The organism is Spirillospora sp. NPDC049024 (assembly GCF_040649235.1).
Classification (GTDB): domain Bacteria; phylum Actinomycetota; class Actinomycetes; order Streptosporangiales; family Streptosporangiaceae; genus Spirillospora.
The window spans coordinates 1-23,926 of record NZ_JBEZFD010000025.1; the positions used below are offsets into that span (position 1 = coordinate 1).

A 23,926-nucleotide genomic window follows, 5' to 3' on the forward strand; every position below is an offset into this window, starting at 1 on the left:
GCGCCGATGGTACTGCATGGGAGACCGTGTGGGAGAGTAGGACGCCGCCGGACACTTATTAGGAAAGGCCCCGCCGATCACGGCGGGGCCTTTCTTGTATTCCCAGGATTGTAGTGGCCGCCGTTTTGAGATCGATTTTCAGGAAGTCAGTGCGGTGGAGACGGACAACAGGCCGCCAGCCGTGCGGCGGCATGTTCCTCGTCCGCGCTGAGCTGGCGGTGAAGTTCGGGGTTCGACTGTCCCGAGCGAGGAATGAGCCTGACTAAGGGGCGTCTGCCCAAGACCGGGCAGCGAGGTGGGCGTTGGTCAGCCACCGCAGGATCATCAGCGGATCCTGTATGGGAGGAGATCTACGCGGCCGTACTGGCCGATGGGGATGCCAGGACCGCATCCGCTGGTGCATGGTGTGCGTGGACTCCACCACTTGCCGGGCCTACCAGCCGGCTACCGATGGCCTGCTGGTTCTTCGGCCCGGAGCGTCACCCCATTGAAGCCTTCTCATCCTTGATGGCGGGTCCCGAGGTCACGTTGTGATCGCGAGCGGCGCGTCCAGCCTTGAGCGCAGGGAAGCCTTCGTTGGCGGAGCGATCGACCAAGATCTGCATCATCTGCCAGGGGCTTCGCATGCTTTCCCACTGTGCCGCTGGGATAGAAGCGTTCATTGGCTCGAAGTTGACCGTCACCGGCAGTTCGCCTTCAGGCGGCCCGGTCAATTGGTCTTCTGCGGGATGAGCTGGAGGCGAATGTTACCGTCATACGCGACGACGAACGTTGAGATCCGGGCCGTGCGAGCGTCGGGTTTCCAGGTCAACGGGACGAGAAAAAGTCGCCCGCCCGAGGCTAGAAGAAGTCGCAGGTTCTGGTAGCGGTGGCGGTAGGTGACTGATTTGCCGAAATCGGTGTGCAGCGTCTCGGGCGGAGCGTCGCTCAGCGGCTCCTTGGTGTAGAGCACGACCTCGGGGAGCTTGGCGAAGCCGCGGGCATCGTTGTAGGCGCGGGCGACACCGACCTCGCCTGCGAGGCTGTTCGCCGCCCAGAACAGGCCCAACGTGACCACCCCGATCGCTACGTACCGTCCGCCGCGCTCCACGTCGGTCAGAGCCGGACGCTCTCGCCAACCGCCGTCTCCGGCTTGGCGGAACAGCCAGAACGCGTAGACCAGTGAAGGTACGCCGGCCGTCAGGCAAAGCGGCGTCACGCCGGGTGTCTCGTTCGCGGCGACCTTCGTCGACAGGACTCCGACCAGCGCCCTGCCGGTCAGCGCGAGCCCGGCCAGCGCCACGGCCAGCGCGAGCCGCCGTGCGGCGCGCACCCGGTCCGGGAGCACCATGCCGCGCACGACCGCATGTCCGCCGAGAGACGCGAGCACGATCAGCAGGAGCAGCACTGCCGCCGGGTACGCCACCTCCACGCCGTAGAGCAGGAGCGTCTGGTTCCCGAGGTCGGTGAGTTGCAGATCAACGCCGAAGTAGCGGAACCGCTGGAGTGTTGCGACATATCCGTACCAGATCAGGACGGCCGCGACGAGCGACGTCGGCGGGCCGAAGGTGCCCAGTGCGGAGAGTCGCTGCGTCCAGTCCGGCGCCGGTCGGGGATCGGGGTCCGAAGGGACAGGCCTGCGCGCCCTCGCCAGCCGCTCGGATCGGCTCCTAGCACTGGCCGAGATCGCCCTCGCCTCCGTTCGGCGCCTCAGGGAAGGGCGTCCACTTGGTGCAGGCGGTCAGTGTCTGCGTCGTCCGCCAGGTCGCGCGCACCGGACGGTCGGCGCTCGCCCCGAGACCACCGCACGGCCCGGAGGAGTCCGTGCACAGCTTCGAGAGCCGCCACGTGACCAGGACCGTATAGCGGGCGGGCCTTGGAATCTCTGGCTGGTCGGTGTACACAGGCGTGATCGCGCACGGGTCCGTGGGGCCGATCACCGTGTCCGGCGCACAGGGCTTGCGCGCCTGGAGGCCCTCGCCGGCGGAGCCCGTACAGGTCGGAGCCGTCTCGTAGGTGACGGTCCCGAACCTGGACCGCGCCAGAACCTCGTCGGACATGTCGCTGTCGGTGATCTGCACGGGCTCGCCCGACTGCGCGGCCGTGAAGCCCTCGATCCGCACTGGATAAGGGCTCCAGACCATTTGGCACAGCGCGTCCGGTGTCTGGTTTTGGAGGGACGCTCCACTGCCGGTGTTCACGCGCGGCGTCGTCCAGGCGCGCGGCGACGGACCCACCGACGGTGGCCCGGATGTGCCGCCGGTCGGCTGACCGGTCGCCGTCCCGGTCGCCGAGGGGGTGAGCGTCACGGGGTCGACCGCCGGCCCTTTGTGCGGTGAGCCGCCGCACGCCGCCAGCGCGGTCAGGCCGACCGTCAGCGACACCACAGTCAGGGGACGCGAACCCATTTCCCCAGTATTGGGGAGTTCCTTCTGCCAGGGGTGGCTTCGTGGAGGCCAGACGCGGCCACCGCGCCTTACGCGCGTGACCTGGAGCCGCCAGATGGCCGCAGGCTCGCGCGTTCGGTCGACCGAAGCCCAGGTCATGAGCCGACCGACGTGCGAACCGGGCCGTAAGAACGGCCACAGCGGGCGCTACCGCACCGCTCGGAAGAGCGTGACACGAACCGGACGCCGTTTCCCTGGCAGACGACATTGAGCGGCGCGACGCCCCGCTCGCGATCACGCCGCGATCAGGGACCTCGCACCCGAGGATGAAAAGCGTTCACTGGCCCGGAGTAATCAATAAGGCCAAAGGGAGGCGCTCGCCTTCTCCGCCGCGGGCAATCTCACAGACGAGGCCGCCCCGGGCGCGTCCGAGCCCCTCGTTGAGGCGGTACGGAATGATCTTTCTATCCGATTCGACGGCTCGCCGACGACGGCGGAGTTGGTCGGCGAGGAGGCCGCGCGCGGCATGGTTGATCGCTCAGGACGCCGACCGGCAACTCGACGTTCAGCGGCGCGCCCCTCCAGTTGATGCCGCAAGCGGTGTCGGCTGGCTCGGCCAGCCCGCGCAACCCGGCCGTTCTGCGTGACCGCACGCTGGTCGATGAGGGCCGCGAGCAGGGCTATGCGTCCCATGTAGAGATGGCGCGTTGGTGGTGCCAGGTCTCGTACCCGTTGAGCGGTCGGCGTGAGTTCGCCTTTCAGGTTCGGGTGGCGAGGGTCTCGGTTTTGCGGGTGCGTGCCACCTCGGGGGTGCGGGCGTCCAAACTGATCTTGGCTAGGGCGTGGCGGCCGAGGTCGGCCGTTCCGGAGTGCTTGGTCTCTTCTTGGGTCAGGTAGACGGTCAGGTCGGGGAAGGTGACCAGCCATCCGCCGTCGCCGGCTGGGGCGGTTCGGAAATCGCGTGGGTCGCGCGGCGCCGCCAGTCTTTCCTTGGCGAAGTCGGTCGCGGAGTCGGCCTCGCGGGTTCCGGCTGGGACGAAGGTGCCGTTGCGGAAGTAGACCGTGGTCTGGGTCCGGTCAGCAGCGGCCAGGGCGGCCTCGGACACGGTGGCCGGCGGCTCCGGTGGGCGATGGGTGAGCGTGCGTCGTGTGCTCCGCCGCCGGATCCGCCAGATCTTGGCCACCGCCCAGATGAGGAGCGCCGGCCAGAGGACCAGCAGGGCCACGAGCAGGCCGGTTCCGGGAGCGTCCACCTTGATTCGCAGTGCCTCGTTGGAGCGGTCGCATGCGACTGCGACGTAGTCGGTGGCGGGGGCCTGGAACGCCCCGACCCATCGGTATCCCTTGATCTCCGCGGAGTCGCCGGAATGCCGGACGCGGTCCAGCGTCAGCGGATAGGTGCCGTTCTGCCCGGCCAGCGTGCAGGAACCCGGGTCGGCGGCGCTTCCGACGACGTGGACGCGGTAGCGCAGACCCTCGTCCACCCAGAGCACCGGACGGGGGTCGTTGGGGACGTTTCCGGAGCGGACGGCGTCGACCGTGCTCGCGGTGAGGAGTGCGTGGTGCGTCCCCCAGAAGAGCGCGGTGAGCAAGGCGAGCAGGACCACGGGCCAAGCCGGAATCAGATACGCGCGCCAGGACGTGGCGAAGGGCACCCGATACCGATATGCAACCTTTTTCGGCACCCGCGAATTGTACGATCTTGCGGCCTGGAGAGGGAGATCATTTGGACGTTACACGTACCGAGATCGACGGCGTTCCCGTGTTCTGGAGCAAGGGCGCGCCGGGCGACGACGACCATCGAGCGGCGCTGGTGTTCCGCGTGGGGCGGGCCGACGAGACCCTGGCAAGGGGCGGGCTCACCCACCTGGTCGAGCATCTGGCGCTGCATGCGGTCGGCGATTCCGACTATCACCACAACGGCGTCGTGAACGCCGTGACCACCATGTTCGTCACCCATGGCGAGCCCGCGGAGATCGCTTCATTTCTGACGACCGTGTGCGAATCGCTGTGCGCGCTTCCCATGGACCGTCTGGAGGCGGAGAAGAACATCCTGCGGACCGAGGCCGAGGGACGCGACGCAGGGCTGCAAGGCCAGCTGCTGCTGTGGCGTTACGGAGCCGCCACCTATGGCCTGCCCGCCTACGACGAGCACGGTCTGAGCGCCTTAACCCCAGAGGACGTGCAGGAGTGGGCGGCGCGCTGGTTCACCAAGAACAACGCGGCACTGGCGATCGTCGGCGGCCCGCCGCCCGAGGGGCTGACGCTGCCGCTTCCCGAGGGCGAACGGCGGCCCGTCCCGGAACCGACGAGCGCCCTGCCTCGGACGCCTGCCTACTTCAACGCCGACGTCAAGGGTGTCGCGCTGAGTGCGATCGTGCCGCGCTCGTCCGCCGCCCGGGTCTACGCCGACGTCCTCGGCCGGCGCCTTCACCGGGTGCTGCGGAGGGACAACGCGCTGAGCTACACGACGAGCGTCGACTTCTCATCGAGCACCGGGGACGGTGTGGAGCTGCTCGCCTTCGCGGACGGTCTGGCCGAGGTGCGTCCGGAACTGGCGGAGCGGTTCTGCGGGGAGCTCGGGCGCATCGCCGCGGAGCCGGTCGACGCGGCCGAACTCGCGGAGGTGGTCGCGGCGCGCCGTGCCCGCACGGGCTCCGACGAGGCCCGCGCCTCGCAGCCGATGAGGCGGTGCCTCGCCGAACTGCTGGGAGCCCCGCTGCTGACGACCGAGGAGGCCCTGGCCGAGCTGGACGCGGTGCGGCCCGAGGACGTCCAGGAGGTCGGCCGCGCCGTCCTGGACACCGCGCTCCTGATGCTTCCGCACGGCGAAGAGCCGCAAGGGGCGCGGTTCGCCCCGGCCCCGACCCGTTCCCTGGTCGCGGTCGAGGGCCGGGTCCACAGCCGGGCCGGCGACGTCCAGCAGGGCCTGATCGTCGGCCCTGAGGGGGTCACCTCGCTGACCGGCCCGATCATGGCGACCGTGCGCTTCGACCAGTGCGCCGCGGTGTTCGCGTGGCCGGACGGGGCACGCGCGCTGATCGGCCTGGACGGCGTGACGGTCGGGGTCGAGCCGAACCTCTGGCGCTCCGGCACGGCCGCCGTCACGGAGATCGACCGGCACGCCCCCGCCGAGCGGGTCGTCCGCAAGCCGGCCCGCCTCGACGACCGCGTCCCGTCTCCGGGCGACGACGCCTCCTCGGCCGAACCGGAGGAGACCGGCAAGGCTTCACCCGGCGTGGTGGCCGCGCTCTTCGGGCTGCCCGGCAAGATCAGGTCGCGGCGGCGACGGCCGGCCTGGCAGGACGAGGCGCTGGCGGCGGCGCTGCCGAAGGTGCGCGGCGGCGACCTGCGCGCGGGCCTGGAACTGCTTGCACGCACCCGGGACGACGCCGAGACCCGCAGCCTCTACGTGGATGGCCTCACCGACGCCGCGCTCGGCCAGGCCGAGCGGCTGACACGACTGTACGCGGACGATCCCGACGACCCGGACCTGTGCCTGTGGCTTGGCGCGACCCGTGTCGCCGAGGCGTGGGAGGCGCGCAGCGCCCAACGCGCGGAGCACGTCGACGCGGAACGGTTCGGCCGGTTCTGGCGGCTGCTCGCCCTCGCGGGCCCGCCGCTCTACCGTGCCGCCGAGTTGCTGCCCGCGGACCCCGTTCCCTGGGACAGCCTCCAGTGGTACGGCATCGGCATGCAGCTCGGGCGGGACGAGCTGGACCGGATCTGGCGTGAGCTGACGGAGCGCGACCCGTCCCTCTACGCGGGCCATATCTCCCGCTCCCAGGCATTGTGCAAGAAGTGGTGGGGCTCGGAGGCCGAGGTGCTGGACTTCGCCGAGGCGACCGTCGCCGCGGCCGAGCCGGGCGACCCGGTGACCGCGGTACTGGCGGTGGCGCACCTGGAGATCGGCGGTGAGATCGGCACCTGGGACGACCTGAACCGCTACCTGGCCAGGCCCTCGGTGCACGCCGCGCTCGTGGCGGCCGCCGACCGGTGGCTCGCCGGGGACCGGCCGCATCCGAGGAACCTGGAGGCCCACCACTTCTTCGGTGCGGTGTTCTACCGGGCCGGCGACCACGACCGGGCCCGGCGCCATCTCAGCCGGGTCGGCCGCACCAGCCCGCCCGAACGCGCGTGGGGGTACGCGCCCGACGCCGATCGGCTACTGGTCCAGGCTCGGCGGGACGTCCGCGCGAAGCGTGAGGAGCCGCCGCACTAAGGACGCGGGCCGGGGCCGTCCTGTGCGAGGGCCTTCGCATAGGCGGACAGCGAGCGGTTGTACTGCGGGAGGTGGCGGGAGAGCGCGCCCAGCGCGAGCCCGGCCGCCTCCCGCTCGCGTCCGACGTCGGTGAGCGCCAGCGCGAGGAACGCGGTGACGGCGTCGTCGAGCTCGTCCGAGCCGGCCTCGCGTTCCGCGGTCAGCAGCGCGACGCTCTCGTCGGCCCGGCCGAGGTTGCGGAGCGTGCTGGCGTACTGGATCACGGCCTGCCTCCGCCGCGGTCCGGAAAGCCCCGCGGCGAAGGCCCGCCGGTAGTGGTCGGCGGCCTCCGCCTCGTGGTCGAGGGCGTCGTGCGCGGAGGCCAGCTCGTACTCGGCGACGGCGTCGCCGGGCGGCAGCTCGCCGGTCAGGGCTTCGACCTTGCCGAGGAAGTCCTCGGGGGTGTGGTCGTCGAAGGCGTCCCACAGGGCGGCCATGCGCGCTTCCCAGTCGGGCGCGGGGTTGATCATAAGCGTCAGCCTACGGTCATCCGTCCCGCTGCGGAGATTCGAGGTCGAGCCAGAGCTCGGCCGGGTGACGGATCACGGTGACGGTGTTCCAGACGACGTCGTGCGGCGCGTGATGCAGCCGCGCGTCCGGGAAGCGGCGGGTCAGTTCGCGCAGGACGGTGTTCAGCTCCAGCCGGGCCAGCGGGGCGCCGAGGCAGACGTGGGGACCGGCTCCGAAGGAGAGGTGGGGGTTCGGGGCGCGCTGGAGGTCGATCCGCTCGGGGCCGTCGAACACGCCCGGGTCGCGGTTGGCGCGGTCGACCGCCGGAATCACCAGGTCGCCCTCGCGCAGCGGGACGCCGCCGAGTTCGACCTCGCGGGCGACCCGGCGCGGCTGCGCGGATTCGAACGCGGTGCCGGGAGTGGTGCGCAGCAGTTCCTCGACCGCGCCGGGAATGCGGTCCGGGTGGGCCGCGAGAAGGCGGTAGAGGGTGTCGCCGCCGTCCTCCCGGGTGGTGAGGAGCCGGAACAGGAAGCCCGCGATCGCGGCGGCCGTCGTCTCCCATCCCGCGACGACGACGCTCGCCGCCAGCAGCGCCGCCTCCTCCAGACCGGTCCGCCGGCGGACGGCGTTGGCGGCGATCACGGAGAGCAGGCCGCCTTCCTCGGAGCCGGGTTCCGCCTCCGCCATGAGCCCGCCGAGGCGCTCGGCCATGTAGCCGCTCATCTCCAGCACCGCGCGCTCGTTCTCGGCGGCGCGGTCGGCGCCCGTGGACAGGAACATGTCGCCCCACCTGCGGAACAGCGGCAGGTCGTCGTCCGGCAGGTGCATCACGCCGCCGATGACGCCGAGGGTGAGGGGCAGGGCGAGCTGCTCGTTGACCTCGATCGGACCGCCCGCCTGGACGAGCGAGTCGAGCAGCGCGGTGGTGAGCCGGTCGACGGTCGGCCGGTACCGGTCGATCCGGGCGGGCGCGAACGCGTTGCCGACCAGGTCGCGGTGCACGCGGTGTTCACGGCCGTCCCGCGCCAGCATCGTCGGGGAAGTGGGCGGGTAGGGCGGGATCGCGTCGGCTCCCGCACGGCGGAACGTGTCCTGTTCGCGCAGGACGCGCAGGCACTCCCTGTGCCCGGTGACCAGGAACGCCTCGTGCCCTTCCGGGAGGCGGACACGGGCGACCGGCGCGAGTCCGTCGTAGAGAGGGGACAGCCCCATCGGATCGTCGGGACGAACCCCGTCGACCGGAACGTCCTGGCAGGGGAACGGGTATCGCGGGTGATCGGTCGACGGCACGGCGCTCCTCGCGGATGTCGCTGGGATGGTCACCTGTCTGCCCCGAAGCTCCGCGACACGCACGTCCCCGTCAACCCGGGGTGAGGTGCATGTGGCGTCCGCGACATCTGGGGCCCGCGCAACGCTTGTGCAACGTGGGATGCGGCAGAATTGGACCGCCCGGCCATGGCCGGAATCATGGTCGCGTCGGTGCCAACCCACACACGTGCACCGGCGCGGCCGCCGGCCCGCGGCGGCGCCGCGCTCAGGACGCCGTGGCCACGGCCGCCCCGGGTGCGGCCACGGCGCAGATGACGGAGAAGACGGTCGCGAGCTGCCCGGCCGCGGACTCGACGCACTGACCTGTCGTCGCGCCCGGAACGCCGCGCTACTCCCGGCACGGGCACCGGCACCAGCACAAACTTCGCCAGTGTTCGGGGCCGCGAACAGGCGAGGCCAGACAGACTTGGACACGGCGCGGATTGGACCTGTCCCCGCATCGGACCTGGCCATAACGTCCGCCCATGCGTAACACACGACGTCTCGCCCTCGCGGCCGTGGCCGCGTTTCCCCTCATGGCCGCGCTGCCGGCGGCGTCCGCCGCGGACTCCGGCGCGACCGCCGCCGGGACCGTCTTCTACCCCAACCCCGTCCAGCAGCTCGGGGACCAGTCCCTCACCGACGCGAAGGACGCCGACTACGCCGCCCTCGCGCCCGCCTACCGGCAGGTCACCCTCACCGACCTCGACGGGTCCGGGTCGCTCACCGGGCGGTACGCGCGGGTCAAGAGCGAGACCGGCAAGGCCGCCCGGATCGAGAACGGCGCGCTGCCCGCCTACCACCGCGACTCCGACCAGTTCGAGCAGGTGATGGGCTACTACTGGGTGACGACCGCGCAGCGGTACCTGCAGCACCTCGGGTTCGGGTCCGGGCTCCGGCCCGTGAACCAGCGGCAGATCGAGGTGCGGATCAACCAGTACGGCGGCGACAACTCCTTCTTCCGCCCCGACAAGGCGAACATCACGCTCGGCAAGGGCGGGATCGACGACGCCGAGGACGCCGAGGTGGTCATCCACGAGTACGGCCACTCCGTGCAGGACGGCCAGGTCACCGGGTTCGGCACGAACCTGGAGTCGGGCTCGATCGGGGAGGCGTTCGGCGACTACCTGGCGGTGGCGGTCACCAGCTGGGCGACCGGCACGCCGACCAAGACCCCGGAGCCGTGCGTCGCCGACTGGGACTCGGTGTCCTACACGTCCGGGCCCACGCACTGCCTGCGGAGGCTGGACGGGACGAAGCACTACCCCGAGGACGTCCGCGGTGAGGTCCACGCCGACGGCGAGATCTGGTCGCGGGCCCTCTGGGACATCCGGCAGTCGCTCGGCGACACCCAGGCGAGCACGCTGATCGTCGAGGCGCAGTTCGCGTTCGCGCCGGACACCTCGTTCAAGGCCGCCGCCGAGGCGACCGTCGCCGCGGCCCAGCGCCTCTACGGAGCGAAGGCGGCGAAGGCCGCAGAGGCGGCGTTCGCCGCGCGGGGCATCCTGTGACCGCTTGACCGTCGAGGGCGTGGTGCGGCCGTAAGGAGCGATATAGCATTCGCTCATGATCACGGCCGCGCTCGCCTTCGCCGTCGCCGCGTTGATCGTCAACGTGGTGCCGGGACTCGACACGTTCCTGGTGCTCAGGACCTCCGTCGCGCAGGGACGGAGCCAAGGCTTGGCCGCGGCGCTCGGAATCATGGCCGGGTGCGCGGTGTGGGGACTCGCCACGGCGGTCGGGCTGACCGCGCTGCTGACCGCCTCGCATGTCGCGTACAACGTGGTGCGCGTCTGCGGCGCCGCCTACCTGGTGTGGCTCGGGGCCACGGCGCTCTGGCACGCCAGAAGGAAGGGCGAGGTCGAACATCCCGAGCCCGTCGTGGCCGCGGGATGGCGTGCGGCGTTCCGCGCGGGAGTCGGGACCAACCTGCTGAACCCCAAGGCGGGCGTCTTCTACATGAGCCTCGTCCCGCAGTTCATGCCGCACGGCGCACCGGTGTTCGGCACGACGATCCTGTTCACCGCGATCGACGTGGTCGAGCTGGCGGTCTGGTTCTGGCTCGTGTCGGGCGCGGCCGCCGCCATGGGGGAGCGCCTGCGGCGCCCGTCGTTCCGGCGCCGGATGGAGCAACTCAGCGGCGTGGCCTTCCTCGGCTTCGCCGCCAACCTCCTGGCCGACCGCCCTTAGCTGCCCGAGTCCTCTAGCGGGTGGTGCCTTGCTTGAGCCGGGTGAGGAAGGACGCCCAGTCGTGGGCGTCGAAGTGGAGGACGGGCCCGTCCGGGTCCTTGGAGTCGCGGGCGGCGACGGAACGGCCGCCCATCGACGCGACTTCGATGCACGAGCTGTTGTCGTCCACGCCGCCGCTTCGCGTGCTCTTGCGCCAGTCGAGTCGGGAGAGGTCTCGTCCGGTCATGCTCGCCTCGGTCTTCCCTTCGCCTGAGCTTGCGACTCGAAGACCAGATGCTCGATCCGCTGCCTCGAATCGTCCTCGGAGAGTGCGGCGGCGCGGAGCCTTTCGTAGACGTCGAGATAACGGCGCGTAGCCGCACCGTCGTCTACGAACCGCGACTGATTCGTCTCGTCGATATGGACTATATCGCCGCCGAGGGCCGGGACGGTGAGGATGTTGAAGCTGCCCAAAGCAGGATGGGCGCCGGCGGTGAAGGGCAGCACCTGGAGGCCGACCCGCCCGCCGTCGATTTCGGTCAGCAGGTGCTGCAATTGCCGCCGCATCACCTCGGGTCCGCCGACGCTCTGCCGCAGGGTGCTCTCGGCGACGATTGCATGGACGTCGGGGCGGGTGGCCCGGTCGAGAATCTGTTGCCGCTTGATACGGACGTCGGTCAGACGCTTGGTCTCGAGGGGCGACCGGCCGGGAACGCCCGCCGCGAAGATCTCCCAGGCGTATTCGGGGGTCTGGAGGAGGCCTGGCAGGAAGACGCATTCGAAGGCTCGGATGCGGGTGGCCTCGTTCTCCATGCTGATGAAGGTCGGGTAGACGACGAGCACGTCGCGGTAGCTCTGCCACCAGTCCTTCGCGTCGTTGCGGCGGGTGAGGGCGAGAAGGGCCTCGCGGCGGGCGGGGTCGGTTATCCCGTAGGCGTCCAGGATGGGGGGAAGGTCGCGCTCGGGGATTCTGACCTGGCCCTTCTCGATGCGGCTGATCGAGGAGACGGAGCGCCGCAGCAGTTTGTGAGCCTTCTGCAGGGTGAGGTTCTGTTCGAGCCGAATGTGGCGTAGTTCGAGGCCGAGGCGCACGGTCCGCACATCCGGTGTCGGTTCAGCGGACATTGTCGCTCTCCCTCCGTGGCCGTTCGATTCCATTGTGTGTCGACCCGCCTGTGTGCGGGGCGCGAACGCCAAGATCAGAGAATTCCCGCTGGAGGAATTCCCGTTGTCCGGTGGTCGGCGGATGCGTCCCGGCCCGGTTGTCCATGCTTGCGCTGGCCGCGTCGCGGAAGGTGGCGCGGAGTAATTCAGGAAGTGTCGGAAATGGGAGGGCGGCTTGGGCAGCATGGTGGTGCTGGGCGCGCTGACGGTGGACCGGGACGCGTCGTCCGTGGCGCTGCTGCGCCGGTACGTGGACGGAGCTCTGGAGCTGGAGGGCATCGGTGCGGAGGACGTCCAGTTGATCACGAGCGAGCTGGCGACCAACGCGGTCGAGCACGGCGCGGGGGACCGGATGGCGCTCGTCCTGACCGGGGACGGGGAGCGGGTCCGGGTGGAGCTCACGGACGGCGGAGGCGGGGAGCCGCGGGTGCGGGCGCCCGGGGACGAGGAGGAGGGCGGGCGCGGGCTCGTGATCGTCACGGCGGTGGCGGAGCGGTGGGGCGTGCGGCGCGATGGCGGCGACACCTGCGTGTGGGCGGAGGTCACCCGCACGGAGCGGAGCGTGCCGGGGTTGCGGCGAAATCGGGGGGCCGGGCTCCCGGACGCCGTAGGCTGCTCGGGTGACTGAGAAGCTTTGGCAGATCGAGCCGTCGGGGCCGCTTCGCGGGGACGTCACCGTGCGGGGCGCGAAGAACGCGGTCAGCAAGCACATGGTCGCCGCGATGCTGGGGGACGGGCCGAGCACGATCGGCAACGCACCGGACGTCGGCGAGGTCGGCATCACGGCGGGCATGCTGGAGCATGTCGGGATGACCGTGGAGCGGTCCGGCGGCGAGGTGACGGTCGTGCCGGGCCCGGTCTCGGACCCGAGCGTCGGCAAGGCGTTCACCGGTCTGAACCGCATCCCGATCCTGATGCTGGGGCCGCTGCTGCACCAGGCGGGCGAGGCGTTCGTGCCGCTGGTCGGGGGCGACCCGATCGGGCGGCGGCCGGTCGACTTCCACGTGGAGGCGCTGCGGGCGTTCGGAGCCGAGGTGTCGCTCGCGGCCGACGGGATCCACGCGCACGCCACGCGGCTCGTGGGGACGCGCATCGAACTGCCCTACCCGAGCGTCGGCGCCACCGAGACGGTGCTGCTGGCGGCGGTGCGGGCCGAGGGCAAGACCGTCATCCGCAACGCGGCGACCGAGCCGGAGATCACCGAGCTGGCGCTGTTCCTGCAGCGGATGGGGGCGCGGATCTCCTTCGCCCCCGACCGGCGCATCGTCGTGGAGGGCGTCGAGCGGCTGAGCGGCGCGCAGACGCGGCTCGGCGGCGACCGGATCGAGGCGTTCTCCTACCTGGTCGCGGGCCTGGTCACGGGCGGCGAGGTGCGGGTGCACGGGTGCCCGCAGGACCGGCTCGTCACCGCCATCACGACGCTGACCAGGATGGGCGCCGAGTTCGAGATCACCGACGACTGGATCATGGCGTCCGCGCCCGGCGGCCTGCGCCCCGCGGCGGTGCAGACCGACACGCACCCGGGATTCGCGACGGACTGGCAGACGCCCCTGATGGTGCTGTTCACGCAGGCGGACGGCATGTCGGTGCTGCACGAGACCGTGTACGAGAACCGGCTCGCCTACGTCCCGGCGCTGCAGAGCATGGGCGCGGAGATCGAGGTCTACGACACCTGCCTGGGCGGTCCGGCCTGCCGGTACCACGACACGGCGGCGCTGCACTCGGCGGTGGTGCGCGGGGTGAGCAAGCTCCGCGGCGGGGACGTGACCATGCCCGACATCCGGGCCGGGTTCTCGGCCGTGCTGGCGGCGGCCGTCGCGGAGGGGCCGTCCACGCTCAGGGGCGTGCACCACATCGAGCGCGGCTACCACCGGCCCGTCGAGCAGTTCAGGACGCTGGGCCTGTCGCTGCGCGCGGGCTGACGGGGTTCGGGGCCGTCCGGGGCCAGGTGAAGGTGAGCGATCCGCCGACGGGCAGGTCGTGCCACAGCGGCGCCAGCTCGTCCAGCCGGGCGAGGACGCGGTCGACTGCGGGCCGGTCCTCGGGCGGTATCGGCCGGCGGTCCGCCCACGCGGGCGTCCGCGCGCCCGCGCGGCGGCGCCAGGCGAGGTCGCACAGGCCCGCCAGGTGCTCGGACCTGGCCATGTCGCCGTGGTCGGACCGGCTGAGGAACGCCTCCCGCTTCTTCAGCCGGCGCTGCTCCCTGGCCCGCCGCCGCGGATCGCCGGGCGTCTCGCCCGTCTCGGCGAAGTCGCCGCCGCCCGCCGCGGCCCGCCCGAACACGCCGGACGCGAGGCCCACCTCCGCCTCGACCAGGTAGTGGACGAGGTCGTGCGGGACGTGGTCGTCGTAGCCGGGGGCGGGATCCATCCGGCGCGGGTTCCGCCCCGGGAGCCGGACGACGGTCGCGTACCGGCGCTCACCCGTCCGTTCGAAACTCACGTCCATCCGGCCAGGCTAGGCCGGAGGCTTCCCGTGCCGCATTCCGATTTCCTACGGTGGACCAGTCGACTGGAGGGGGCGCCGTGGAGTTCGACCGGACCGATCCCTATCCGTTCTACGCCCGGGCGCGCGAGGCCGAGGGGCTGACCTTCGTCCCGGAACTGGACGCCTGGCTCGTCGCCCGGCACGCCGACGTGCGGGCGGTGCTGCGCGACCCCGAGACCTTCTCCTCGGCGAACGCCCTGCGGCCGGACGTGGTGCCGGGCCCCGAGGCCCTCGCCGTGCTGCGGTCGCTCCCGCAGGGCCGGCCCGTCGTGGTGACGGCGGACGGCGACGACCACCGGTGGCTGCGCGAGCCGCTGACACGCGGGCTCTCGCCGAACCGGGTCGCCGCCGCCGTCCCGTTCATCACCAGGCGGGCGCGGGAGCTGGTCGACTCCTTCGCCGCCGACAACCGCGTCGAGCTGATGGGACGGTACGCGCGCGTCCTGCCCGGCGAGGTGATCGGGCACATGCTCGGCATCGATCCGGAGGAGGTGCCCGCCCTGATCGAGGGCGGCTACCGGGCGGAGGACCTCGTCTTCCGGCCGATGGGCGCGGAGGAGCAGGTCGCCGCCGCCGAGCACGTCGCGGGCATGAAGCGGGTGCTGGCCGCGCACGTGAAGGACCGGGAGCCGGGCGACGACCTGTGCGGCCAGATGGCCCGCGCGATCGAGCCGCACGGCACGCTCATCTCCAACCTGCAGAACATCCTGCTGGCCGGGCACCTGACGACGACGGCGCTCATCGGCACGGCGGTGCTGCACCTGCTGCGGAACCGGAAGCAGTGGGAGCTGCTGCGCGAACGGCCGGAGCTGATCCCGGCGGCCGTCGAGGAGGCCGCGCGCTACGACACGGCGATCCAGGGGTTCCGGCGGATCACCACCCGGCCGGTGCGGGTGGCGGGCACCGACCTGCCCGCCGGCGCGGAGGTCTTCGTCGCCTTCGCCTCGGCCGGACGCGACCCGCGCGCCCATGACCGCCCCGACGAGTTCGACGTCACCCGGGAGCCGGCGCGGCACCTGGCGTTCGGGCACGGCGTCCACGCCTGCCCGGGTTCGCAGCTCGCCCGCGAGCAGGTCCGCGCCACGCTGGAGGAGCTGACCGCGCGACTGCCGGGGCTGCGGGTCGAGGAACCGGTGGAGATGCTGCCGAGCCTGATCCACCGCTCGCCCAAGGAGCTGTTCCTTACCTGGTGATGGCCGGAATCTACAAGACGGGTGTGCCCGCGAGGGCCACGCTGGAGTCATGGATCTGACCAAGGCGACCGACTTCATGGCCATGCACGCGCGTCCCCTGGACCGCCGCCGCTTCGAACTGCTGACCGGGGAGGGCGACCGGGAGGCGCTGCTCGCCGCACTGAACGCCTACCGGAACCCCGACGGGGGATACGGCCACGGGCTGGAGCCCGACCTGCGGTCGCGGACGAGCCAGCCGGGCCCCGCGCTGCACGCGTTCGAGGTCTTCGAGGAACTGGCCCCGGTGACGGCACCGGAGGCGGCCGCCCTCTGCGACTGGCTGGACTCGGTGACGCTGCCGGACGGCGGCCTTCCGTTCGCCCTGCCCATCCCCGACCCCGCCGGCTGCGCGCCGTTCTGGACCGGTGCCGACCCGGGGACGTCCTCGCTGCAGATCACCGCGGTGGTCGCGGCCATGGCGCAGCGCGTCGCCGTCCACGACACGGCGGTCGCCCGGCATCCGTGGCTCGACCGCGCCACCCGCTACTGCCTCGACGCCATGCGCGCCAAGGACACGATGCACGCTCTGGAGGTCGAGTTCGCCCTGTGGCTGGCGGACGCCGTCGAAGACACCGAGGCCATCGCCCTGCTCGGCGAGCACATCCCGGACGACGGCCTCCTCCACGTCGAGGGCGGCCTGGAGGACGAGTCGCTGCGCCCGCTCGACTTGGCGCCCTACCCGGACCGTCCGTCCCGCTCCCTCTTCAAGCCGGACATCGTGGCCGCCGAGCTGCGGCGGCTCGACGGCATGCAGCAGGACGACGGCGGCTGGCTGGTCGACTTCGCCTCCTATTCGCCCGCCGCCGAACTGGAGTGGCGGGGCTACGCCACCGTCAGGGCCGTCTCCGTCCTGACCCGCAACGCGGGCGGCTAGCCCGGCGTCCCGGTGCGGGGCGGGTGCGCGTGGGATCCTGGAGACGCAGGCCACATCCGACGGCACCGGAGGCTCCCGATGGACAACGGCCCGGGTCACACGGCGCTCACCCCGCTCGCGTTCCTCGAACGGTCGGCCCAGGTGTTCCCCGGCAAGACCGCCTACGCCTACGGGGACCGGCGCGCCGCCTACGCCGAGTTCGCCGCCGAGGCGACCCGGCTGGCGAACGCGCTGCGGGCCTCCGGGGTCGAGCCGGGAGACCGGGTCGCCTACCTGGCGCCCAACGTCCCGGAGCTCCTCGTCGCGCACTTCGGGGTGCCGCTCGCCGGGGCGGTCCTCGTCGCGATCAACACGCGGCTGGCGCCGGACGAGATCCGCTACATCCTCGACCACTCGGGCGCGAAGGCCCTGGTCGTCGACGCGGGGCTGCACCCGTCCGTGGCGCCGATCGCGGGCGGACTGCCGCCGGTGTTCACCGTCCCCGCGGCCGGCGCGGAGCCCGACCCGGCGGTCGGCGGCATCTCCTACGAGGAGCTGATGGCGCGCGGCTCGGACGACCCGCTGCCCTGGGCCGTCCAGGACGAGAACGCCGCCATCTCGATCAACTACACGTCCGGCACCACGGGACGGCCGAAAGGCGTCGTCTACACGCACCGCGGCGCCTACCTCAACGCGCTCGGCGAGGTCGTCCACTCGCGGCACACCCCCGAGAGCGTCTACCTGTGGACGCTGCCGATGTTCCACTGCAACGGCTGGTGCACGCCGTGGGCGCTCGCCGCGATCGGCGGGACGCAGGTCTGCCTGCGCGCGGTCGTCGCCGGGGAGATCTGGCGGCTCATCGACGCCGAGGGCGTCACCCACCTCAACGGCGCCCCGACCGTCCTGGTGACGATCGCGAACGCGCCGGAGGCGCACCCGCTGGAGCGGCCGCTGACCGTCACCACGGCGGGCGCGCCGCCGAGCCCGACGATCATCGGGGAGATGGAGCGGCTCGGGGCCGGCATCGTGCACGTGTACGGGCTGACGGAGACCTACGGGCCGTACTCGGTGTGCGAGCCGCAGCCCGGCTGGGCGGGGCTGCCCGCGGGCGACCGGGCCCGGCTGCTGGCGCGGCAGGGCGTCGGCATGATCCAGACCGACGGGCTGCGGGTCGTCGACGCCGACATGAACGACGTCCCGGCCGACGGGACGACGCTCGGCGAGATCGTCATGCGCGGCAACAACGTCATGAAGTGCTACCACCGGGACGAGGAGGCCACCGCGCACGCGTTCCGCGGCGGCTGGTTCCACTCCGGCGACCTCGGCGTCCGCCACCCCGACGGCTACGTCGAGCTGCGCGACCGCTCCAAGGACATCATCATCTCCGGCGGCGAGAACATCTCGACGGTCGAGGTCGAGCGGGCGATCGACTCGCATCCCGCCGTGCTGGAGGTCGCCGTCGTCGCGGTGCCGGACGACAGGTGGGGGGAGCGCCCCAAGGCGTTCGTGGTGCTGCGGGACGGCCGCACCGCCACCGAGTCCGAGCTGGTCGAGCACGTCCGGGCGGGCCTCGCCCGGTACAAGGCGCCGGACGAGGTGGAGTTCGTCGCCGAGCTCCCCAAGACCTCCACCGGGAAGATCCAGAAGTTCCAGCTCCGGGAGCGGGAGTGGGCGGGGCGCGACCGCCGCGTCCAGGGCTGAGAACTCCCGCCGCGCCAGGGCCTCCCGCCGTGTGAGGCGCGGCGGTTCGTGGGAAGTGTTTCTGCGCGGGCGTCCGAGCCGCCGGCTGCCGAGCGAGAGGGGAGCGCGATGCCGCCCACCGACAGGCCGACCGGGAACGTGCTGATCGTGGGGGCCGGACCGACCGGCCTCCTCCTGGCGGGTGACCTCGCCGCGGCCGGGATCGGCTGCACGGTACTGGAACGCCGTCCCGAGGAGACGACCAACCTGACGCGGGCGTTCGCCGTGCACGCCCGCACCCTGGAGATGCTGGACGCGCGCGGCGTCGCCGAGGAGCTGGTCGCGACCGGGACGCGCGTCGGCAGGCTGCGGCTGCTCGGCTCCACCGCCCTCGACCTGTCGCGGCTGCCGGGGCGGTTCCCGTACGTCCTGGTCACGCCGCAGTACGAGACCGAACGCGTCCTGCGGGAGCGGGCGCTGTCCGCCGGCGCGCAGATCGTGCACGGCGCCGAGGCCGTCGGGCTCCGCCAGGACGCGGCGGGCGTGGACGTCGACGTGCGGGACGCCGGCGGCGGGACGCGCACGCTCCGCGCGTCCTACGTCGTCGGCGCGGACGGGGTCCGCAGCACCGTCCGGGAGGCGCTCGGGCTGCCGTTCCCCGGCCGCGCGGCGGTGCGGTCGGTGATGCTGGCCGACGTCCGGCTGGACAGGGCGCCCGCCGACGTGCTCAGCGTGGGCGCCGTCGGCGACGCGTTCGCGTTCCTCGCCCCGTTCGGGGACGGCTGGTACCGGGTGATCGCGTGGAACCGCCGCCGCCAGGCGCCCGACTCCGAGCCCGTCGACATGGACGAGCTGCGCGAGGTGACCCGCCGCGCCCTCGGCACCGACCTCGGCATGGGGGAACCGCGCTGGACGTCCCGGTTCCACAGCGACGAGCGGCAGGTCCCGCGCTACCGGGTGGGCCGGGCCTTCCTCGCCGGGGACGCCGCCCACGTCCACTCGCCGGCGGGCGGGCAGGGCATGAACACCGGGATGCAGGACGCGGCGAACCTCGGCTGGAAACTGGCCGCCGAGCTGCGCGGATGGGCGCCGTCATGGCTGCTCGACAGCTACCACGAGGAGCGGCATCCCGTCGGCAGGCTCGTCCTGCGCAGGAGCGGCGCACTGCTGCGGTTCGCCCTCGCCGAGCCGCGCTCGCTGCGGGCGGCCCGCGCCGCGGCGGCGTACGCGGCGACCCACCTGCCGCCCGTCGCGCGGCGGATCGCGGGCGCCGTCTCCGGCATCGACCTCGCCTACCCGGCGCCGCGCGGGTCGCATCCCCTGACCGGGCGGCGGGCCCCTGACGTGCCGCTGGCGGGCGACCCCGGCAGGCTCCACGAACTGCTGGCCGACGGGCGGTTCGTGCTGGTGGTCGCGGCCAACGACCCCGCGGTCACCTACCTGGCGGCCAAGCGGTGGGCCGGCCGCGTGCACTGCGCGCCCGCCGGCGGCGCCACCCGCACGACCGCGCTGGTGCGTCCGGACGGCTACATCGCCTGGGCGACCGACGAGACGGCGCCGGACCGGCGCGCGGCGGCGATCAGGGACGCGCTGAGCCAGTGGTGCGGGCGACCCGCCGACCGTCCCGCCCACGAGCCGCGGCCCAGCCAGACCGTTCCGGGCGAGGACGGGACGGGGAAGGGGACCGGACGCTGACGAGGCGCCTCCGACGAAAGCAGCGGGGTCCGGCCGCCCACGGCGGCCGGACCCCGCTGCTTCCCCGGTGCGGCTCGGTCAGTAGCGCCGCTCCTCGCGGCCGTAGCCGAGCTCCTCGGCCACGTCGGCGACGTTCTCGTACTCGCGTTTCGGCAGCGTCCGGAGCTGGTCGACCGCCCGGTCCGGCGCACCGCCCTCGGCGGCGTGGCGGACCAGCTCGTTCGGGCGGGCCGGATAGCGGACGCCGCTGAGCATCCGGGCGAGGGCGCTGCGGCCCTCCACGTCCTGCGCGCTCATCCCGGGCGGGGAGCCCTCCCGGTCCCCGGCGGCGGCCGCCGTCGGGTCCGCGGGGTAGTCGTTGGAGAACGGCTCGGTCTCCTTGAACTCCTCGGCGTGCGTGGGGTGGTGGCCGCTGACCATGCCCTGCGTCTCGCGGCCGATCTCATCGTCCATCTTCGCGCCGTGCTTGTCGCTCTTGTCTGGCATCTTCGTCCTCCTTGCGCGCCTACCGGACTGAGCGTTCCCGGGCGGGCGCGGCCAAACATGCGGGCGATCACATGGCGGGCGCGCGGTACGGTGTGGCGCATGCTGCCGGAAGAGGGCGTGAACGCGGTCCGGGTCGTGGTCGGGCTGCTGGTCCGCGGCGAGTACGAGGAGCTCGAGACCCTCACCGAGGGGCGCCGGCTGAGCGCGGCGGAGACGGCCGCCGCGGTGACCGCGTCCGGGCGCGACCTGATCAGCCCGCCCGACGGCGCCTTCGCCGACCTGGAGACGACCGGGGTCGAGCAGGTCTCGGGCGCGGAGCGCGCCTTCCATGTCGCCTTCCGGCTGTGGACGGCGCAGGACGGGCCTTCCGGGCCGGTGCTGCGCCTCACCCTGTCCGAGGTCATGGACGGCGTGTGGACCGTGGAGCTGGAGGGGATCGAGGAGGCCGGCGCGGTGTGACGCCCCGGCCCCCGGTCAGGACTGCCCGAGCCGCATCATCCGCAGGACGCGCCGCACCAGCGAGTTCTGCCCGCCCTCGCCCGGGTCCTCCTGCTCCGTCGCCTCCTCGGCCGCGGCGGCGGGGGAGGTCCGCGGCTCCGGCGGGTCCCCGGCCAGCTCGTAGGTGACCGGCAGCGACCGCAGGCCCCGCATCAGCGGGGACGAGCGCCACGGGAGCTGGTCGGCGGGCAGCGCGAGCCGGAGCTCGGCGAACCGGTCGAACAGCCGCTCCACCGCGATCGCGGTGATGGTGGTGGCGAGGTCGCGGCCGAGGCAGGCGTGCGGGCCGGCGCTCCACGCCAGGTGGGCGCGCGAGCTGTAGATCGAGTCCGGTCCGCCGCCCGCCGCGAACGCCGGGTCCAGGTGGGCGGCGGCGGGCGAGACCATGACCGGGTCGCCGGCCGCGATCTGGAACCGGCCGAGGCGCACGTCGGCCTTGGCCCACCGGAACGCCAGGTTCGCCATCGGCGGGTTGGCGGCCGCGGCCCGGTTGATCGCCTCCTGGAGCATCCCGGCCGAGAGGCTGTCGCGGGCCCCGGTCTCCCCGATGAGCACCTCGGTGATGGTGTTGCAGATCAGCGTCCCGGTCACGTCGCCGACGAGGCCGGTCATCATCGCCATCTCGCCGGTGAGCTCCTCGGCCGTCAGGTCCGGCACGGCGGCCAGCATGTAGGACGGCAGGTCGTCGCCGGGGTCCGCCGCCCGCGCCGCGCACAGGTCCGCGACCCGCGCGATCAGCCGGGCGGACGCCTCCTGGGCGTCCGGGCCCGCGTCCATCACCCGCCACAGGTCGATGATCAGCTCGTCGCCGCCGTCGGCGCCCGAGCCGAGCAGCCGCCCGATCACCATCAGCGGCAGCGGCCGCGCGTACTGCGCCGACAGGTCGGCCCACCCGGTCCGGCCGCCGCTCACCGCCAGTACCGTGAGCAGCTCGTCGGCGTAGCGCCGGACGGCCTGCTCCAGGGCCTTCGCCTCCGGCCTGCCCCGGTCCTGGAACGGCCGCAGCCCCTCGCTCCAGGCGCCGCGCAGCCGGGTGGACTCGGCGCCGTCGCGGAACCCGCAGTTGTCCGACTCGACGACGGGCAGCATCGGCCAGTCCGCCGGGACAGCGCCCTCCCGGTACGCGCGCCAGTTGCCGACCCGCCGGCTCCAGTTCCCGCGGGCGTCGCGCAGGATGTCGAGCGTCTGGGCGTAGCCGATGACGAGCCAGGCCGGGACCCCGAGGACGTCCACCGGAGCGACCGGGCCGTACTCCGCCCGCAGCCGCTCGTAGAACGCCGCGGGGCGGGACTCGTAGTCGCGGTTCAGCAGCGGCTGGACGGCGAGCGCCTCCAGCGGCGGATGGGCGGGGGCGGGCTCGGCCTGCGGCGTCTGGGGCTCCACGTGCACAGACCCTAGGAGAGAACGTTCGCTCCTGGCCGGTTTATGCTGGAATCTCCCACGGCGATCTTTCGGCGTGCACGAGCTCGCGGCCATCGCGGGGTATGTGACGCTAGGGGTGCCCATACATGAGCTGGAGGTCCGCATGACCGACTCGGCGGGAGCGCCCGAAGACGGCGAGGACGAGGTGAAGCGCCGGTTCCGGGAGGCCCTGGAGCGCAAGCGCGGCGCGGAGAGCAAGAACGCCAACGGCGGCGGCCGGAGCGGCTCGAAGGTGCGCGGCACCCACGAGCGCGCCGACCACCAGCGGCAGTTCCGCCGCAAGAGCGGCTGACCGGGCGGACTCGACCCGCCGGCCCCCGCGCCTCGGCGCGGGGGCCGTTCCGTTCTCCGGCCCGTGCCCCGCGAGGACCGCGCGCCCGGCCGCCGGACGTGTCAGCCCTGGTAGAGCTTCTTGCTGTAGTTCGCCTCGCGGTAGTACTCCCGGAGCTCCTCGACGCTCTCCTCGGTGTACTGGACGTCCTTGACGATCCGGGCGTGCGGCGGCAGCGCCTCCGGCTCCCAGGACTCGGGCTTCCACAGCTTGGAGCGCATGAGCGCCTTCGCGCAGTGGAAGAAGATCTGCTCGATCTCCACGACGAGCGCGAGGGCCGGCCGGTGGCCCTTGACGACCATCTCGTCGAAGAAGGGCGCGTCCCGGACGAGCGTGGCCCGGCCGTTGATCCGCAGCGTCTCGCCGCGGCCCGGCACCAGGAAGATCAGGCCGACGTGCGGGTTGCTCAGCACGTTCAGGAACCCGTCCACCCGGCGGTTGCCGGGCCGGTCCGGGATGGCGATCGTCGTGTCGTCGAGCACGCGCACGAACCCGGGCGGGTCGCCCTTGGGCGAGACGTCGCCGTTGCCGGCGGCGTCGCTGGTGGCGATCAGGCAGAACGGGGACCGGGCGAGCCACTCGCGATCCCAGGCGTGCAGCGTGACGCGCTCCTTGTCGATCGCGCGCTGCATCGGCGCGCCGAGGAGCTCGCGCAGCTCGGCGGCCGAGGTGATCGCAGTGAACTCGGGGGCGACCGTCATCGCCGCTCCTTCCGCGGGGGATCAGGAGATCAGCGTAACCAGGCCGGTTCCGGCGTTTCTCAGTGGGAGTACTCGTCGTCGTACTCGTCCGGATAGGGGAGCCTGGCGCCCGCCTGCATGCCGCCCGTCCCGCGGCCCTTCGGCTCCTCCCACTCCTCCTGGCGGCCGAGCGCCGTCACGTCGAGGAAGTAGTACGAGCCGCCGACCTGCTCCACGCCCCGCGCGTACGTCGAGTACGTGTGGTAGACGGTGTCGCCGTCCCGCAGGAAGCAGCTCGCGCCGGGCAGGTCCATCGGCCGGTCGCCCTCCGGCGGCACCGGCCGGTAGTTGTACTCCTCCGGCGCCACCGACCCGTCCAGGGTGACGTGGTAGTCGTAGTTGAAGTCGCTGCCGAACGAGGAGTACCAGGGGAACACCCAGCCCATCTCCGCCCGGAACGGCCCGATCTTGGACTGCGGGGCCCGCGACACCGCCGCGTAGGTCGTGTCGCGGTCGTGCAGGTGGCGCAGGAGCCCGACCGAGATCTCCGCGAGACCCGACGAGCAGCTCCGGCAGGCGCGCTCCCACTCCGGGGCCCACATCGCGTGGTTCACGATGAGCTGGCGGCGTCCCTCGAACAGGTCGAGCAGGGACGCCTTGCCCTCCGGCCCCTCGAAGACGTAGTCCTTGTCGACCCGCACCATGGGCAGCCGCCGCCGGGCGCTGTTCAGCGCGTCGCGGGCGCGGGTGAGCTCCTTCTCCTTGACGAGCAGTGCTTTGCGGGCCGCCAGCCACTCTTCGCGGGAGGCGACGTCTGGGAGCGCCATGCTCAGTCCTCCGA

24 protein-coding genes and 1 pseudogene are annotated in these 23,926 nt (G+C 72.4%); 11 read left to right on the forward strand and 14 right to left on the reverse strand.

What is annotated here, in order from left to right; all coding sequences use genetic code 11:
* Positions 1–479 precede the first annotated feature (479 nt).
* The 5 genes and pseudogenes from AB0C21_RS35040 to AB0C21_RS35060 all read right to left on the reverse strand — a co-directional run bounded on the left by AB0C21_RS35040 (position 480) and on the right by AB0C21_RS35060 (position 4,051).
* Positions 480–683 (reverse strand): hypothetical protein, encoded by a 204-nt coding sequence (locus AB0C21_RS35040; RefSeq protein ID WP_500210153.1) that lies wholly within the window; start codon positions 681–683, stop codon positions 480–482.
* Between the two features lie 26 nt (positions 684–709).
* Complete coding sequence (locus AB0C21_RS35045; protein WP_500210155.1) at positions 710–1,387, reverse strand: hypothetical protein; 678 nt, start codon at positions 1,385–1,387, stop codon at positions 710–712.
* Between the two features lie 262 nt (positions 1,388–1,649).
* Positions 1,650–2,387, reverse strand: coding sequence for a hypothetical protein (locus tag AB0C21_RS35050; protein ID WP_500210157.1), 738 nt, complete (start codon positions 2,385–2,387; stop codon positions 1,650–1,652).
* 319 nt (positions 2,388–2,706) lie between these two features.
* Positions 2,707–2,817: pseudogene (locus AB0C21_RS35055) on the reverse strand (IS5/IS1182 family transposase); the annotation flags it as partial.
* Between the two features lie 307 nt (positions 2,818–3,124).
* Positions 3,125–4,051, reverse strand: coding sequence for a hypothetical protein (locus AB0C21_RS35060; RefSeq protein ID WP_500210159.1), 927 nt, complete (start codon positions 4,049–4,051; stop codon positions 3,125–3,127).
* A 41-nt stretch (positions 4,052–4,092) separates the two neighbouring features.
* Between AB0C21_RS35060 and AB0C21_RS35065 the strand changes: the two genes are divergently transcribed.
* Positions 4,093–6,588, forward strand: a complete 2,496-nt coding sequence (locus AB0C21_RS35065) for a hypothetical protein (RefSeq protein ID WP_500210161.1) — start codon at positions 4,093–4,095, stop codon at positions 6,586–6,588.
* Here the strand turns inward: AB0C21_RS35065 and AB0C21_RS35070 are convergent.
* Positions 6,585–7,097, reverse strand: a complete 513-nt coding sequence (locus AB0C21_RS35070; RefSeq protein WP_500210163.1) for a tetratricopeptide repeat protein — start codon at positions 7,095–7,097, stop codon at positions 6,585–6,587. The two genes, AB0C21_RS35065 and AB0C21_RS35070, sit on opposite strands and share 4 nt — an antisense overlap.
* A gap of 16 nt (positions 7,098–7,113) precedes the next feature.
* Complete coding sequence (locus tag AB0C21_RS35075) at positions 7,114–8,370, reverse strand: cytochrome P450 (RefSeq protein ID WP_500210165.1); 1,257 nt, start codon at positions 8,368–8,370, stop codon at positions 7,114–7,116.
* Between the two features lie 503 nt (positions 8,371–8,873).
* Between AB0C21_RS35075 and AB0C21_RS35080 the strand changes: the two genes are divergently transcribed.
* Together AB0C21_RS35080 and AB0C21_RS35085 are read left to right on the forward strand one after the other, a co-directional pair.
* Positions 8,874–9,899, forward strand: coding sequence for a M4 family metallopeptidase (locus AB0C21_RS35080; protein ID WP_500210166.1), 1,026 nt, complete (start codon positions 8,874–8,876; stop codon positions 9,897–9,899).
* Between the two features lie 55 nt (positions 9,900–9,954).
* Positions 9,955–10,578 (forward strand): LysE family translocator, encoded by a 624-nt coding sequence (locus AB0C21_RS35085; RefSeq protein ID WP_149264682.1) that lies wholly within the window; start codon positions 9,955–9,957, stop codon positions 10,576–10,578.
* A 13-nt stretch (positions 10,579–10,591) separates the two neighbouring features.
* On the opposite strand, the gene AB0C21_RS35090 is transcribed toward AB0C21_RS35085, so the two are convergent.
* Together AB0C21_RS35090 and AB0C21_RS35095 are read right to left on the reverse strand one after the other, a co-directional pair.
* Positions 10,592–10,804, reverse strand: a complete 213-nt coding sequence (locus AB0C21_RS35090; protein WP_500210169.1) for a DUF397 domain-containing protein — start codon at positions 10,802–10,804, stop codon at positions 10,592–10,594.
* Complete coding sequence (locus AB0C21_RS35095; protein WP_500210171.1) at positions 10,801–11,682, reverse strand: helix-turn-helix domain-containing protein; 882 nt, start codon at positions 11,680–11,682, stop codon at positions 10,801–10,803. The genes AB0C21_RS35090 and AB0C21_RS35095 overlap by 4 nt, the downstream gene beginning before the upstream one ends.
* 223 nt (positions 11,683–11,905) lie before the next feature.
* On the opposite strand from AB0C21_RS35095, the gene AB0C21_RS35100 reads away from it, so the two are divergent.
* Together AB0C21_RS35100 and murA are read left to right on the forward strand one after the other, a co-directional pair.
* Entirely contained in the window at positions 11,906–12,349 is a 444-nt protein-coding gene (locus AB0C21_RS35100; RefSeq protein WP_500210315.1) for an ATP-binding protein, read from the forward strand.
* Positions 12,342–13,643 (forward strand): UDP-N-acetylglucosamine 1-carboxyvinyltransferase, encoded by a 1,302-nt coding sequence (gene murA, locus AB0C21_RS35105; protein ID WP_500210172.1) that lies wholly within the window; start codon positions 12,342–12,344, stop codon positions 13,641–13,643. Before AB0C21_RS35100 ends, murA begins: the two co-directional genes overlap by 8 nt.
* Here the strand turns inward: murA and AB0C21_RS35110 are convergent.
* Complete coding sequence (locus AB0C21_RS35110; RefSeq protein ID WP_500210173.1) at positions 13,609–14,169, reverse strand: hypothetical protein; 561 nt, start codon at positions 14,167–14,169, stop codon at positions 13,609–13,611. The two genes, murA and AB0C21_RS35110, sit on opposite strands and share 35 nt — an antisense overlap.
* A 77-nt stretch (positions 14,170–14,246) precedes the next feature.
* Here AB0C21_RS35110 and AB0C21_RS35115 point away from each other — a divergent pair, with 77 nt between their 5' ends.
* From AB0C21_RS35115 to AB0C21_RS35130, 4 genes are all read left to right on the forward strand, one after another.
* On the forward strand, positions 14,247–15,401 hold the full coding sequence (locus AB0C21_RS35115) for a cytochrome P450 (protein ID WP_500210175.1): 1,155 nt from the start codon (positions 14,247–14,249) through the stop codon (positions 15,399–15,401).
* 49 nt (positions 15,402–15,450) lie between these two features.
* Complete coding sequence (locus AB0C21_RS35120) at positions 15,451–16,314, forward strand: hypothetical protein (protein ID WP_500210176.1); 864 nt, start codon at positions 15,451–15,453, stop codon at positions 16,312–16,314.
* A gap of 78 nt (positions 16,315–16,392) precedes the next feature.
* On the forward strand, positions 16,393–17,994 hold the full coding sequence (locus AB0C21_RS35125; RefSeq protein ID WP_500210178.1) for a long-chain-fatty-acid--CoA ligase: 1,602 nt from the start codon (positions 16,393–16,395) through the stop codon (positions 17,992–17,994).
* Between the two features lie 108 nt (positions 17,995–18,102).
* Positions 18,103–19,668 carry an FAD-dependent monooxygenase gene (locus AB0C21_RS35130; RefSeq protein ID WP_500210180.1) on the forward strand — a complete coding sequence of 522 codons (1,566 nt, stop codon included), beginning with the start codon at positions 18,103–18,105 and terminating at the stop codon, positions 19,666–19,668.
* Positions 19,669–19,746: 78 nt separating this feature from the next.
* Here AB0C21_RS35130 and AB0C21_RS35135 read toward each other — a convergent pair whose 3' ends face one another.
* On the reverse strand, positions 19,747–20,154 hold the full coding sequence (locus AB0C21_RS35135; protein ID WP_500210182.1) for a DUF2795 domain-containing protein: 408 nt from the start codon (positions 20,152–20,154) through the stop codon (positions 19,747–19,749).
* 99 nt (positions 20,155–20,253) lie between these two features.
* On the opposite strand from AB0C21_RS35135, the gene AB0C21_RS35140 reads away from it, so the two are divergent.
* Positions 20,254–20,613: a DUF7668 domain-containing protein gene (locus tag AB0C21_RS35140; RefSeq protein WP_500210184.1), complete on the forward strand. Its 360-nt coding sequence runs from the start codon at positions 20,254–20,256 to the stop codon at positions 20,611–20,613.
* 15 nt (positions 20,614–20,628) lie between these two features.
* On the opposite strand, the gene AB0C21_RS35145 is transcribed toward AB0C21_RS35140, so the two are convergent.
* On the reverse strand, positions 20,629–22,035 hold the full coding sequence (locus AB0C21_RS35145) for a cytochrome P450 family protein (RefSeq protein WP_500210185.1): 1,407 nt from the start codon (positions 22,033–22,035) through the stop codon (positions 20,629–20,631).
* A gap of 142 nt (positions 22,036–22,177) precedes the next feature.
* Between AB0C21_RS35145 and AB0C21_RS35150 the strand changes: the two genes are divergently transcribed.
* A complete protein-coding gene (locus AB0C21_RS35150) occupies positions 22,178–22,366 on the forward strand; it encodes a DUF5302 domain-containing protein (protein WP_149264696.1) in 189 nt (62 codons plus the stop codon).
* A gap of 101 nt (positions 22,367–22,467) precedes the next feature.
* Here AB0C21_RS35150 and AB0C21_RS35155 read toward each other — a convergent pair whose 3' ends face one another.
* Both AB0C21_RS35155 and AB0C21_RS35160 read right to left on the reverse strand, forming a co-directional pair.
* Positions 22,468–23,106: a pyridoxamine 5'-phosphate oxidase family protein gene (locus tag AB0C21_RS35155; protein WP_500210187.1), complete on the reverse strand. Its 639-nt coding sequence runs from the start codon at positions 23,104–23,106 to the stop codon at positions 22,468–22,470.
* Between the two features lie 59 nt (positions 23,107–23,165).
* Positions 23,166–23,912, reverse strand: coding sequence for a DUF899 domain-containing protein (locus tag AB0C21_RS35160; RefSeq protein ID WP_500210189.1), 747 nt, complete (start codon positions 23,910–23,912; stop codon positions 23,166–23,168).
* Between the last annotated feature and the right edge of the window lie 14 nt (positions 23,913–23,926).